The organism is Bacillus sp. FSL L8-0167 (genome assembly GCF_038630295.1).
Taxonomy (GTDB): Bacteria; Bacillota; Bacilli; order Bacillales; family Bacillaceae; genus Bacillus; species Bacillus safensis.
Map to the genome: position 1 here is coordinate 3,688,361 of NZ_CP152027.1, position 12,748 is coordinate 3,701,108.

General features: G+C 39.2%; 13 protein-coding genes. 1 reads left to right on the forward strand and 12 read right to left on the reverse strand.

Features of this window, described 5'->3' with window-relative positions; translation table 11 throughout:
* Positions 1 to 28: 28 nt before the first annotated feature.
* Positions 29 to 1,069, reverse strand: a complete 1,041-nt coding sequence (locus MHB66_RS19005; protein ID WP_227001755.1) for a hypothetical protein — start codon at positions 1,067 to 1,069, stop codon at positions 29 to 31.
* A gap of 75 nt (positions 1,070 to 1,144) precedes the next feature.
* Between MHB66_RS19005 and yyaC the strand changes: the two genes are divergently transcribed.
* The gene (gene yyaC, locus MHB66_RS19010) at positions 1,145 to 1,771 is read left to right on the forward strand and encodes a spore protease YyaC (RefSeq protein WP_034283638.1); all 627 of its coding nucleotides are present in this window, start codon (positions 1,145 to 1,147) and stop codon (positions 1,769 to 1,771) included.
* 25 nt (positions 1,772 to 1,796) lie between these two features.
* Here the strand turns inward: yyaC and MHB66_RS19015 are convergent, their stop codons facing one another.
* From MHB66_RS19015 to rpmH, 11 genes are all read right to left on the reverse strand, one after another.
* Entirely contained in the window at positions 1,797 to 2,651 is an 855-nt protein-coding gene (locus tag MHB66_RS19015; RefSeq protein ID WP_046312548.1) for a ParB/RepB/Spo0J family partition protein, read from the reverse strand.
* The gene (gene soj / locus MHB66_RS19020) at positions 2,644 to 3,405 is read right to left on the reverse strand and encodes a sporulation initiation inhibitor protein Soj (protein ID WP_008360890.1); all 762 of its coding nucleotides are present in this window, start codon (positions 3,403 to 3,405) and stop codon (positions 2,644 to 2,646) included. Before soj ends, MHB66_RS19015 begins: the two co-directional genes overlap by 8 nt.
* A 236-nt stretch (positions 3,406 to 3,641) precedes the next feature.
* Positions 3,642 to 4,466: an orthopoxovirus pf05708 family protein gene (locus MHB66_RS19025; protein ID WP_034283641.1), complete on the reverse strand. Its 825-nt coding sequence runs from the start codon at positions 4,464 to 4,466 to the stop codon at positions 3,642 to 3,644.
* 129 nt (positions 4,467 to 4,595) lie between these two features.
* Positions 4,596 to 5,471: a nucleoid occlusion protein gene (gene noc / locus MHB66_RS19030; RefSeq protein ID WP_024424067.1), complete on the reverse strand. Its 876-nt coding sequence runs from the start codon at positions 5,469 to 5,471 to the stop codon at positions 4,596 to 4,598.
* A 105-nt stretch (positions 5,472 to 5,576) separates the two neighbouring features.
* Positions 5,577 to 6,296, reverse strand: a complete 720-nt coding sequence (rsmG, locus tag MHB66_RS19035) for a 16S rRNA (guanine(527)-N(7))-methyltransferase RsmG (protein ID WP_046312542.1) — start codon at positions 6,294 to 6,296, stop codon at positions 5,577 to 5,579.
* Between the two features lie 13 nt (positions 6,297 to 6,309).
* Entirely contained in the window at positions 6,310 to 8,196 is a 1,887-nt protein-coding gene (mnmG, locus tag MHB66_RS19040) for a tRNA uridine-5-carboxymethylaminomethyl(34) synthesis enzyme MnmG (protein ID WP_046312540.1), read from the reverse strand.
* 17 nt (positions 8,197 to 8,213) lie between these two features.
* A complete protein-coding gene (gene mnmE, locus MHB66_RS19045; protein WP_024424070.1) occupies positions 8,214 to 9,593 on the reverse strand; it encodes a tRNA uridine-5-carboxymethylaminomethyl(34) synthesis GTPase MnmE in 1,380 nt (459 codons plus the stop codon).
* Positions 9,594 to 9,994: 401 nt separating this feature from the next.
* Complete coding sequence (jag, locus tag MHB66_RS19050) at positions 9,995 to 10,618, reverse strand: RNA-binding cell elongation regulator Jag/EloR (protein WP_046312538.1); 624 nt, start codon at positions 10,616 to 10,618, stop codon at positions 9,995 to 9,997.
* The gene (gene spoIIIJ / locus MHB66_RS19055) at positions 10,615 to 11,397 is read right to left on the reverse strand and encodes a YidC family membrane integrase SpoIIIJ (RefSeq protein WP_087976621.1); all 783 of its coding nucleotides are present in this window, start codon (positions 11,395 to 11,397) and stop codon (positions 10,615 to 10,617) included. The genes jag and spoIIIJ overlap by 4 nt, the downstream gene beginning before the upstream one ends.
* Before the next feature lie 158 nt (positions 11,398 to 11,555).
* Complete coding sequence (rnpA, locus tag MHB66_RS19060) at positions 11,556 to 11,915, reverse strand: ribonuclease P protein component (RefSeq protein ID WP_041118464.1); 360 nt, start codon at positions 11,913 to 11,915, stop codon at positions 11,556 to 11,558.
* A 78-nt stretch (positions 11,916 to 11,993) separates the two neighbouring features.
* Positions 11,994 to 12,128 carry a 50S ribosomal protein L34 gene (gene rpmH / locus MHB66_RS19065; protein WP_073208224.1) on the reverse strand — a complete coding sequence of 45 codons (135 nt, stop codon included), beginning with the start codon at positions 12,126 to 12,128 and terminating at the stop codon, positions 11,994 to 11,996.
* Positions 12,129 to 12,748 lie beyond the last annotated feature (620 nt).

Genomic DNA, 12,748 nt, shown 5'->3' on the forward strand with positions numbered 1-12,748 from the left:
AAAAAAGAGAGGTGCTTATTTTATTTTATCAATATAATTTTTTAGGACGAGAAAATATCTTTTTACTTAAAATCGGATACAGCATTAAACAGACGAGCAAATAAAGATTCAACAAACTATAAATTGGATACAAGAACGCAATCAAATCAGCAAATCCAAGAGATGTCAAAGGGGCCATCAAAAGAAGCATCACCAATACAACCAGCCAGCGGGGCATTCGTACAAAAGAAAGCATTCGGCTGGATAATCCAAATAAACCTGCTGCCGTCGTCGTATAAATCGCTAGACAAAGGACAATGGTCATAAACACAAACAAAGACGTCGGCGCCCCTTCTAATACTGTAAACAAAGGAATTCCCTCTGCTGAAAGGCTTCCAGAAATATCAACCAGTATTTCGTTATACACATACGAGATCACACCAAAGATGAGACCGCTTAATATACTCGCCACTTTGGCTTCCCCCAGCCCCTTCATTTCTTTCCCAACCGAAGACAGCACTGCCACAACAGATAATATATTCAAAGAAGCAAAAACAATGCTGGCAGGCCAATTGTACTGCTGCCCAAAATCAATACGCCACATATGATCATGATTCATATAATAAAAAACAAACGCATAGATGAGCCCCGCCACCAAAATTGGTATAATGAAAGCATTCACAGATAAAAGCCCTTTCACATCCCAGAAAAAAATCATAAATGAAAACAAACAGAACGCGCCGATGCCAACCCAAAAAGGCACATGATACATCTCAAGAGTCACCCCGCCGCCAGCAATCATGACCGTCGTTGTCGTGAATAAATAAAGGACAATTAACACGTCATACACCTTAGCCAGCCATGGACCGACAAGCCGTTCCAGTACTGGCACAAAGTGATCGGCACGCACCTCATAACTGATTTTTAACACCACATAAGTAGACAGCATAAACATCAATGTAAACAGTAGAATGGCTAGTCCGCTATCAATGCCAAAAAACTGCCAAATTTCCTGGCCGGAAGCATATCCCGCTCCTATTAAGCTTCCTAAAATTAAAAGCGTCCACCTTGAACCAGCCTTCCACACAATCATCACCTCATAGGTATAGAATTAAGCTTGTTTCCGTATACTGTTACTAACTACTATGACAAGGAAGTGAGACCTATGAATAGCAAGAACGGTCTTTTTTTTAGAAATAGGGTGAAAGAATACGTGTCCCATACGGATACAAACGCCATTCAACAGCTTAAAAGTATTTTATTCTCGCATCTTCAGAAAGCAGGAAAAAGACCCGTTGCCATCGTTTGTATTGGAACAGACCGCTCAACTGGCGACTCTCTAGGTCCACTTGTTGGTTCAAAGCTTTCAGGTCTGGATTTGAAAAAGCTTCATGTATATGGAACACTCTCTGACCCAGTGCATGCGGTCAATTTAAAAGAAAAACTCGCTGAAATTGAACAAGCTCATAAACACCCGTTTATTGTAGCGGTTGATGCCTGTTTAGGAAGAGTGAAAAGTGTCGGTTCTTTCCAAATTGGAGATGGACCGTTAAAGCCTGGAGCTGGTGTGCAAAAAGAGCTTCCAGAGGTAGGAGATATTCATATTAATGGGATCGTCAATGTGAGTGGTTTCATGGAATACTTCGTCCTCCAAAACACACGTCTTCATCTTGTCATGTCTATGGCCAATACACTTTCTGAAAGTCTATCTCACATTGACCAAATGGATTGGACAAGAGAAAAAAGCCGGTCTCTCTTCACCCCTATTCAAAATATCACTGGAAGAATATAAAAAAGACCATCTCATATCAAGATGGTCACTCTGATGATTCCCTCGTAGAAAGCAATTCAAGGATTCTGTCTAAATCTTCATTTGAGAGGAATTCAATCTCAATTTTACCTTTTTTCTTCTGTTTCTTGATCGTCACTGAAGTACCAAAGTAGTTTTGTAAGAAAGACTCTCTTTCTTTCAACACTCGATCCTTTGGTGCTTCTTTTTTCTTTGTTTCACGTGGAACATTTTCGTTTAACTGCTGAACAAGTTTCTCAACCTGTCGTACGTTTAACCCCTCATCCACGATTTTCTTTACCAAAGGCGCCAGCTTCTTTTTGTTCTTTAAGCTAAGCAATGTGCGGCCATGTCCCATTGATAACGTTCCATTTGCAATCAGCTTTTGGATCTCATCCGGTAAAGTCAACAGACGGAGATGGTTCGCAATATGCGGTCTGCTTTTCCCTAATCGCTTCGCTAATTCCTCTTGCGTCACACTTAGATGATCCAGCAAGGAAGCATACGCTTCCGCTTCCTCTAGTGGAGAGAGATCCTCACGCTGCAGGTTTTCTAAAAGGGCAATTTCTCTCATCAGTGTTTCTGAAAACTCTCGAACGATCGCAGGAATTGTTGTCAGACCAGCTTGTTGTGCTGCGCGAAAACGGCGTTCTCCTGCTACTATGTCATATCCTTTAATCGATTTACGAACAATGATCGGCTGTAAAACACCGTGCTGCTGAATGGATTCTTTCAGATCAGACAATGCATCATCATCAAACGTTTTCCTTGGCTGATAAGGATTCGGACGCAAATCCTTTAATTTAATTTCTTCAACCGTTTCTTCATTTGAGTCTACGTTGTTAAATAGTGCATTAATACCCTTTCCAAGACCTTTAGCCATTCGCATCCACTTCCTTTGCTAAGTCTAAATAGACATCTGCACCTCTTGAACGTGGATCATACAAGATAATCGGCTTTCCATGACTTGGCGCTTCACTCAGCCTCACATTTCTCGGAATGACGGTTTGATAGACTTTATCTCTAAAGTACTTCTTCACTTCTTCGATAACCTGAATCCCAAGATTTGTTCGGGCATCAAGCATTGTCAGCAAGACACCTTCAATGGCAAGATCGGTATTTAGATGTTTCTGCACGAGACGAACTGTGTTTAACAATTGGCTCAATCCTTCAAGCGCATAATATTCGCATTGAACTGGTATTAAAACGGAATCGGATGCAGTTAACGCATTAATCGTCAGCAGTCCAAGTGATGGCGGGCAGTCAATAATCATATAATCATAATTCTGCTTAACAGATTCAAGTGCTCTCTTCAGCCTCACTTCACGTGAGATTGTAGGCACAAGCTCTATTTCAGCCCCTGCAAGCTGTATCGTCGCAGGAATGACATCAAGATTTTCGACCTCTGTCGTCTTAATCACATCAAGAACATCTGCATCATCAACTAAAATATCGTACACACACTTCTCTACGTCGGCCTTCTCAATCCCAATACCACTCGTGGCATTGCCCTGCGGATCAATATCAACTAACAACACTCGTTTGCCTATGTATGCTAAACACGCACCCAAATTAACAGAAGTTGTCGTCTTCCCGACGCCGCCCTTCTGGTTGGTAATCGCTATGATTTTCCCCACGATGTCACCCACTTTCAACTTAACAAGTTTCTCATTCATTCATACTTCCTATTCTATCAAAAAAAGTATGAAACGTTTGCTTTTTTTGTTTCCCTATTATAAATTCGTCGGTGAATGTGCCTTTTCGTACATAAAAGAACGAATGAAAACACATCTGAAAAGTATATTGATATATCTTTTTTAAGAAATAGACATGCATCAAAACCCTCACTTCTATCAAAAGTGAGGGTCACATATTAAAAGTATAATTCACCTATTTTACGGCCTTCACTGACAATGACCTTAGGAGTTACTGTTTTATAGCTTTTCTTTTTTAAAAATCCATAGGGTGTCTTAATGGTAAAAGTCGCATGTCCCAAAGCGTCCCCTGTTTTGCCATAGGCCTGCCACACGATCTTTGAACAATAAGTCGGGTCCAATGATTGAATTGACATGGTGATGGAGTAGCGAGCCTTCGGATGATCTTTCACATAATCGTGTGCCCATTCCCCTGCTAAATCTGCCTTCTCCTCTTGATTAATCCGAATTACCTTTGTATTGGCACTATAGCGAAACCAGTTATGAATGGAATCAAGTTGAGGATGCTTTCGAAACCCTGGAATAGAAGCATAGCTTTTCTCATTAATGACGATACCTGCATGTCCAACCAAACCCTTCACAGCATCAGTGGTTGTCACCAAGATATCTCCTTTTTTAGGGATAATATCGGTACCAGGATACGGCTTTCCTAAAAGTTGCTTGAGGGTGTGCGGCTTTTCATCCGTCACCAGCTCATCATGCTTATTTTGTCGTAAACCATAGTTCTTCAAATCATCGTCAGCTGTAATCAAGTCGATCGAATCGTCGGAAGACGCATACTCTTGATTAAATTGCTGTACAGTCACATCTTTAGAAACAACACCTTGCTTCTTCAAAACGTTCAATTCTTCGTTGGTCATCAGGCCTTCATCCGCATGAGCCGTTGGCGATTTCACAGCGTATATTGTCGCTTCATTTGGAAAAACAGAAAAAGAAATTAGTAAATAGCAAATAATGGCGAAAATGGTCTTCTTCATTTTCATCAGTAGTTGTCACCTCCTTTATACTATGAAAATCATATTTTACCAATTTATAAATATTATGTAAATATGGTGTGTGCAGGAAATAAGACAAACAAAAAAAGCTGACGAGTGGCGCTCATCAGCTTATTTCTATTTAGGAATTCGAATCGTTAATTGGATATATTCCTCAAACTCTTCTTCCTCGGTATTTATTTTAAGTCCGCTGTCTTCTACCATGTGGAGAGACTGACGAATGGTATTCATCGCAATTCGTGTATCACGACTAAACGCCTTACGTTTTGGCTTCGGTTTGCGATCCGTTTTTTGTTCAAGCATCTTCACTACACGCTCTTCAGTCTGTTTCACATTCAACTGCTTTTCGATGATTTCCTGCAATAGCGCGATTTGTAATTCTGGAAGCTTTAGGGGCACAAGTGAACGTGCATGCCTTTCAGAGATTTTTTTCTCTAAAATGGCTTGTTGTACCTCTTCAGGCAACTTTAAAAGTCTTAATTTGTTAGCAACAGTTGATTGTCCCTTGCCTAAACGCTGAGCAAGCGCCTCTTGTGTTAAATCATGAAGCTCTAAAAGACGTGCATAAGCATGAGCCTCTTCAATAGAAGACAGCTCTTCTCTTTGCAAATTTTCAATCAATGCCACAGATGCCGTTTCCGTATCAGTAAAATCTTTTATAATAGCGGGGATTTTCTCCCATTGAAGAGTCTGTACCGCTCTCCAACGTCTTTCGCCGGCGATCAGTTCATATTTTCCTTCTTCTTCTGTTGGTCTAACAACAATCGGTTGGATAATGCCATGGGTATGAATCGTCGTGGCCAGCTCTTGTATCTTTTCTTCTGAAAAAATGGTGCGTGGCTGAAAACGGTTTGGCATAATTGTGTCGACCGGGAGCTCCTGTATCTCTTCCTTTAATGTATCATGCTCAGCAATCTCTGCCTCTATTTCGGTTTCACGCTCAGGATGTTCTTTGTCTCCAAGCCCGAAGAAGCGTGAGAGTGAATGCTTCATGAACCTACACCACCTTTAAAAACTACCTTTTTATAATTCTATTTTCTCATGTTTTTTCCTTCTGTAAAATCATAAATATTGAAGAAAAACCGACCTTTTACATGATCAACCTTCTATTGGTGATTTATTAGGTGTTCCTGGTTTTCTAGGATATTTTTTTGGTGTTTGCTTTTTCTTTTCAATGACAATGATGTTCCGTTCGCTTTCTTCTAAAGGAAGAACAAAGGAATGCTTTTCAACAACCTCTCCTCCGAGGACTGTGACAGCTTTTTTCCCTGCTTGCATTTCTTCATCAGCGGCAGATGCTTTTAAGGCAACAAACAATCCTTCCTTTTTCACTAGAGGCAGACATAGTTCGCTCAAGACGGATAAACGTGCAACTGCTCTAGCAGTGACAAGATCATAGCTTTCACGCTTTTCCTTACGTTGTCCAAACGTTTCCGCACGATCATGATAAAAAGTAGTATCTTGTAAGTTTAATCCTTTTGCTAACTCATTGAGAAACGTAATTCGTTTCTGAAGAGAATCAACAATGGTCACATGTAGATGAGGGAAACAAATCTTAAGAGGAATGCTTGGAAAACCAGCACCAGCTCCAATATCACAAATCGTCGTCACTTTGTGAAAATCAATAAAAAATGCTGCTGATATTGAATCATAAAAATGCTTTAAATACACTTCTTCCTTTTCAGTAATGGACGTTAAATTCATTTTCTCGTTCCATTCTACAAGCATGCGGAAGTAGGTTTCAAATTGTTCAAGCTGCACAGGAGAAAGAGTGATCCCTTTCTCCTCTAGTGCTGCTGTAAATTGTTTAATGTTCATGCCGACATCCTTTCTATTCTGCTATCTTCGCAATACGCCCCTGCTCTAAATATACTAAAAGGATAGAAATATCAGCAGGGTTAACGCCTGAAATACGAGAAGCCTGTGCAACAGAAAGCGGTCGGACTTCTTTCAGCTTTTGTTTCGCTTCAGTTGCAATCCCTTTGATGGCATCATAATCAATACGATCAGGAATCTTTTTGTTCTCCATCTTTTTCAGTTTTTCAACTTGCTGGAGTGACTTTTCAATATAACCTTCGTATTTAATTTGAATCTCTACCTGCTCACACACATCAGAAGGAAGCTGTGTTTCCGCAGGAGCTAATTTCACAACAGTTTCATAATTCATTTCTGGACGTTTCATCAAATCACTTGCACGAATGCCGTCCTTCAACTCACTTCCACCGAGTGAACGAATAAATTCTTGAGTCTCTGCTGTAGGTTTAATGATCACAGAATATAAACGTTTTTTCTCTGCTTCAATGGCTTCTTTTTTCTGCTGGAATGCTTGGAATCTTTCTTCAGAAATTAATCCAATTTGATAGCCAAGTTCAGTTAATCTTAAATCAGCATTGTCATGACGGAGAAGGAGACGATACTCAGCACGTGATGTCAAGAGACGGTATGGTTCATTTGTTCCTTTTGTGACAAGGTCATCGATGAGGACACCGATATATGCATCAGATCGGCTTAAAATGACTTCTTCTTTACCTAATGCTTTTCTTCCTGCATTAATACCTGCCATAATCCCTTGACCTGCTGCTTCCTCATAACCAGACGTACCATTAATTTGGCCGGCTGTATATAATCCAGAAATTTTCTTCGTCTCAAGTGTAGGCCACAACTGAGTAGGCACAATCGCATCATACTCGATGGCATAACCCGCTCTCATCATTTGAACATTCTCGAGTCCTGGGATAGTTGAAAGCATGCGCTGCTGTACATCCTCCGGAAGACTTGTAGACAATCCTTGAACATAAACTTCCTGCGTATTACGACCTTCTGGCTCTAAGAAAATTTGATGTCTCGGTTTATCATTGAAACGAACCACTTTATCTTCAATGGACGGGCAGTATCTAGGACCAGTTCCTTTAATCATACCTGAATACATTGGAGAACGGTGTAGATTTTCATCAATAATTTGATGAGTCTCTAAACTCGTGTACGTTAACCAGCATGGCAGCTGGTCAGTAATATATTCAACCGTTTCATAGGAGAACGCCCGCGGGACATCATCACCTGGTTGAATTTCTGTTTTACTATAATCAATCGAGTGGCTATTCACTCGAGGAGGTGTTCCTGTTTTAAAGCGAACCAAATCGAATCCTAGTTCTGCTAAATGATCAGATAATTTAATAGAAGGCTGCTGGTTATTTGGACCGCTTGAATACGAAAGGTCTCCTAAAATGATGCGGCCTTTTAAGAAAGTCCCTGTCGTTAAAACAACAGACTTCGCACGATAGTTCGCCCCTGTTTGAGTAACAACACCCTTACATTCATCATCTTCTACAATTAAATGATCTACCATACCTTGCAGCATTGTCAGGTTTGGTTCATTTTCCATTGTTTTTTTCATTTCATGCTGATATTGGAACTTATCTGCCTGCGCTCTTAACGCACGGACAGCAGGTCCTTTCCCCGTATTCAGCATGCGCATTTGAATATGCGTCTTATCTATATTTCGTGCCATTTCTCCGCCTAGAGCATCAATTTCTCTGACGACAATCCCTTTTGCGGGGCCGCCTACGGACGGATTACATGGCATAAAAGCAACCATATCGAGGTTGATAGTCAATACAAGTGTTTTGGCGCCCTGTCTTGCAGAAGCAAGAGCAGCCTCAACTCCAGCATGACCGGCACCCACGACGATTACGTCATAATTGCCAGCTTCATAACCCATTTCTTATGTTCCTCCCTTTACTTTCCTAAACAGAATTGAGAGAATAACTGATCAATCAAGCTTTCATGAACAGCATCTCCAATAATTTCACCTAACTGTTCCCAGCAGCGTGTTAAATCTATTTGAACTATATCGATCGGTACGTCCATTTCAATTCCTTCAAGAGCATCCTCAATGGATTGTTTTGCTGCCTGAAGAAGAGCAATATGCCTTGTGTTACTTACATACGTTAAATCTCCACTTTCAATTGAACCCGTGAAAAAGAGTGATTGAATCGCAATTTCGAGCTCATCAATCCCTTTTTCTTGTAATAATGATGTAGTAACCACCGGACGATCCTTCGCTAACTGCTTGACCTTTTCGATATCAAGCTTAGGCTCAAGATCTGTCTTATTCACGATTACGATGATATCCATGCCTGAGACGGCCTCAAAAAGTTTGATATCCTCTTCTGACAATTCCTCGCTATAATTGAGCACAAGTAAAATCAGGTCAGCTTCTTTTAAGACCTGTCTAGATCGTTCAACCCCTATACGCTCAACAATGTCCTCCGTCTCACGTATACCCGCAGTATCGACTAATCGAAGCGGTACACCTCTAACATTTACATATTCCTCAATGACATCTCTCGTTGTTCCAGGAATATCCGTTACAATCGCTTTTGTTTCCTGTACAAGACTATTCAACAAGGAAGACTTCCCAACATTCGGTCTTCCAATAATGACAGTGGATAAGCCCTCGCGAAGTATTTTCCCCTGCTGAGAAGTCGTTAGCAGTGACTCAATTTCCTTTTTCACTGATGTTGCCTTTTCAACTAAAACCCGATGCGTCATTTCTTCAACATCGTCATACTCAGGATAGTCAATATTGACTTCAACATGGGCCAGTGTTTCCAATATCTCGCCGCGAAGTCGTTTAATCAAACCTGAGAGGCGTCCCTCCATTTGAGTAATCGCTACATTCATCGCACGATCTGTCTTTGCACGAATCAAATCCATTACCGCTTCAGCCTGTGAAAGATCAATTCTTCCATTTAAGAAAGCTCGTTTTGTAAACTCACCTGGCTCCGCTAATCTTGCTCCTTCTCTTAAAGCAAGCTGCAGTACTTTATTGACCGTTACAATTCCGCCATGGCAGTTAATCTCAATAACGTCTTCTCTCGTAAATGTTTTTGGTGCTCTTAATACTGACACCATGACCTCTTCTATGACTTGCTCAGTGCTAGAATCCACAATATGACCATAATGAATCGTATGTGAATCCACCGATACAAGTTTTTTCTCCTTAGGACCTTTATACATCCGATCAGCAATCTGTACCGCATCAGGCCCGCTTAAACGAATAATCGCAATTGCTCCTTCACCCATCGGTGTAGAAATTGCTGCAATTGTATCCATCACTCATTCACCTCTTTCTCTACTTAATAAACAGTCTGTTATCTATTAAATGGACATTGTCCATTTCTATATCAAAAACGCTTAATCCAAAATTTAAAGATACCATAAATGAAAGCGAAGTGAAAGTATCCCATATCTAATTATCCACAGCTTTGCATCTTATCTATTTTAACACTTAACTTATCCACATGTGAATAACGACGTTTGAAACTTGTCTTCACATCTTACACCTAAATCCAATAAATTTAAACGCCCTGATCCCTATACTTACTTGTTAAATTGGCGTTTTGCACTCATATCACACACTCATTTTTTAGAAATAAAGGATGAATCCTCTATAAAAAGCAATTTTTCAATAAAAAAAGACTAAAATCCAGCTTTGCTGAATCTTAGCCTTTCTGCTATTTTTTATACAGCACCACAACATGACGTTTGCTGCCTGTATCTTCAGATGCCGTTGCAAGTTCTTTAGAGAATGCAGCAATCGCATCATGAACGATTTTTCGTTCATTCGAAGGCATTGGTTCTAAATGAACCTTTCTCTTCGTTTTTAAAACCCGATTTGCTGTTTTGACTGCAAATTGTTCAAGTGCTTCTTGTCGTTTCTTCCTATAATCGCCAATATCAATTGTTATATGATGATACTGATCAGAATAACGATTAAACACTAGCTGTACCAACGTTTCTAAAGAGTACAATGTCTGGCCTCTTTTTCCAATCATTAATGACGTTTTATCTCCATCAATGTGGTAAGAAATGTTTTTCGGTTCCTGTTTGGAAATAATTTTTGCTTTAGGATCAATAGACTTAACAATTTTATCCAAATACTGTGTAGCTAATTTAAATGCATTTATCTTTTCTACTAACTTGACCACAGCTTGTCTTTTACCAAACAATCCTAAAAACCCTTTATTTCCTTCATCTACTATTGTGATTTCTACTTCTTCTTGTAGTAGCTGAATTTGTTTAAGTCCGGAATCTACTGCTTCTTCGATTGTGCGACCGACAGCAGTTATTTCCTTCATTTTTTATTCCCGCCAGCTTTTTCTTTTGTATCAACTTTTACTTGAGGTGTTTTAATCACCAATGTTTGAATGATCATGAAAATGTTACCTACAACCCAGTACAATGAAAGTGCTGCTGGGAAACTAATTGCAAACACAACGATCATAATCGGCATCACCCATAGCATGATAGCCATTTGAGGGTTGTCCGAAGGATTTCCAGCCATCATCAGCTTTTGCTGAATGAAAGTAGCTACACCCGCAATAATCGGTAATAGGAACAATGGATCTGGGCTGCCTAAGTCAAACCATAAGAATGTATGCTTTTTAATTTCTGCTGTTCTCATAATTGCATGATAGAAACCAATAAGGATTGGCATTTGAATTAAAATTGGGAAACAGCCTGCTAATGGATTGACGCCATTTTTTTGAAAAAGGGCCATTGTTTCCTGCTGAAGCTGCTGCTGTGTTTTTTGATCTTTAGAGCTATATTTTTCACGAAGCTTTTTCAATTCAGGCTGTAATGCTTGCATCGCTTTTGTACTTCTTAACTGTTTAATCATTAATGGTAAAATAAGCAAGCGAATTAACAGTGTTACAATAATAATCGCTACACCATAGTTTTCACCAGTTAAGTTTGCCATGTACGTGATTAATTGAGATAGCGGGTAAACAATATAAGAATTCCAGAATCCCTTACTATCTGATGTAATTGGTTCATTGATCTGTGTACATCCTGCCAATAAAACCAATACGCCAATCAAGCTAAATATTAGTAATAATCGCCTTTTCAACAAGATTCCTCCCATTACTTCAAACTTTATTTAAGTTGGAATTGATTAAGAAAGTGACTCACCTAATCAGTATGGTAACATTTTTTCTTTGCAAAGTGGTGGTTTCATTTTAATTCACTAGATGAAGGAAGCGCTTTTAAAAATTGATTCAACGAAAGTTTCTATTACGAAGACTTTTTCGGTTGTTGTTGATAAACAGCGGATTTTCTAAATAAATGTTGGAGAGACTTCTTTGTTTCTTCAAAGGTCAAATCACTCGCTGGTTTTCGTGCAATGACAATGTAGTCTTTTTCTTGCTTTAACTTATGACCTTCCTCTAAAAACACCTGACGGATCAGACGTTTAATTCGGTTTCTTATCACTGCATTACCAATCTTCTTACTGACAGACAATCCTAAACGCAGTTCAACTTGATTTGGCTGATCCAGCTGGTAAATAACGAATTGGCGATTTGCCATTGATTGACCTTTTTTGAACACCTTTTGAAACTCTTCATTTTTTTTTAGCCTGTTTCGCTTCTTCATGTTTTCTTCCACTCCGATAAAAACTGACAGTTCATTTACGATTTTATGTAAAAAAGACCACTGACATTATTCAGTGGCCTAAGCTGATAATTTTTTTCTACCTTTGCTGCGGCGTCGCTTTAAAACTAGACGTCCGTTTTTAGTACTCATACGGCTGCGGAAGCCATGAACTTTACTACGCTTACGGTTATTTGGTTGAAACGTTCTTTTCATTTATGACACCTCCCTGAGGAATAGCTGTTTAAGACAGTCTAACTCATTATATTTGTGTAACCCATCGATTGTCAATATCAATGATAAAACTCTTATTATCAACCTTATAAGCATAACATAAGTTATCAAACGAAGAAACCTTCTTTTTTAGTTTCCAGCATTTTATTCTCTTTTTCCTCCTAAAAGACCTTTAAAACAAGAATGTGGATATTTTTCCGGCATATTTAGACTATCCACACCCATTATCGACATTTTTTTCACACAAATAACTGATGTGGATAATTATTTTTCAACAGGATGTAAAGTGTGTGGATAAGTTTGTGACACCCATTGCACCATCTTGTTTATTTTGATATTATATTTGTGTTTTAACTCTTAATTACTTATCTGGCCCTTTTATATTATCCACAAATTGTGGATAACCTGTGGAAAGTTATTACACAGCCTGTTGAATTGTTTATCCACAGCTTGTGTAATTTGTCGAAAAGACGTTTTTCTACTATATTAATTGTTTTCAACAATGTATGTGCACGAATGGTGATGACCATTTGCTCTTTTTCGTGTTCTATAACAGTTTGATACTGGTCATTTTAAAAAGAAAAGGAGGGGGGAGAAGCCTT

Bases quoted from the DNA above. Each gene is read 5' to 3' on its own strand.
- yyaC (WP_034283638.1), top strand. From the start codon at position 1,145: ATGAATAGCAAGAACGGTCTTTTTTTTAGAAATAGGGTGAAAGAATAC.
- MHB66_RS19015 (WP_046312548.1), bottom strand. From the start codon at position 2,651: ATGGCTAAAGGTCTTGGAAAGGGTATTAATGCACTATTTAACAACGTA.
- MHB66_RS19025 (WP_034283641.1), bottom strand. From the start codon at position 4,466: ATGAAAATGAAGAAGACCATTTTCGCCATTATTTGCTATTTACTAATT.
- noc (WP_024424067.1), bottom strand. From the start codon at position 5,471: ATGAAGCATTCACTCTCACGCTTCTTCGGGCTTGGAGACAAAGAACAT.
- rsmG (WP_046312542.1), bottom strand. From the start codon at position 6,296: ATGAACATTAAACAATTTACAGCAGCACTAGAGGAGAAAGGGATCACT.
- mnmG (WP_046312540.1), bottom strand. From the start codon at position 8,196: ATGGGTTATGAAGCTGGCAATTATGACGTAATCGTCGTGGGTGCCGGT.
- mnmE (WP_024424070.1), bottom strand. From the start codon at position 9,593: ATGGATACAATTGCAGCAATTTCTACACCGATGGGTGAAGGAGCAATT.
- jag (WP_046312538.1), bottom strand. From the start codon at position 10,618: ATGAAGGAAATAACTGCTGTCGGTCGCACAATCGAAGAAGCAGTAGAT.
- rnpA (WP_041118464.1), bottom strand. From the start codon at position 11,915: ATGAAGAAGCGAAACAGGCTAAAAAAAAATGAAGAGTTTCAAAAGGTG.
- rpmH (WP_073208224.1), bottom strand. From the start codon at position 12,128: ATGAAAAGAACGTTTCAACCAAATAACCGTAAGCGTAGTAAAGTTCAT.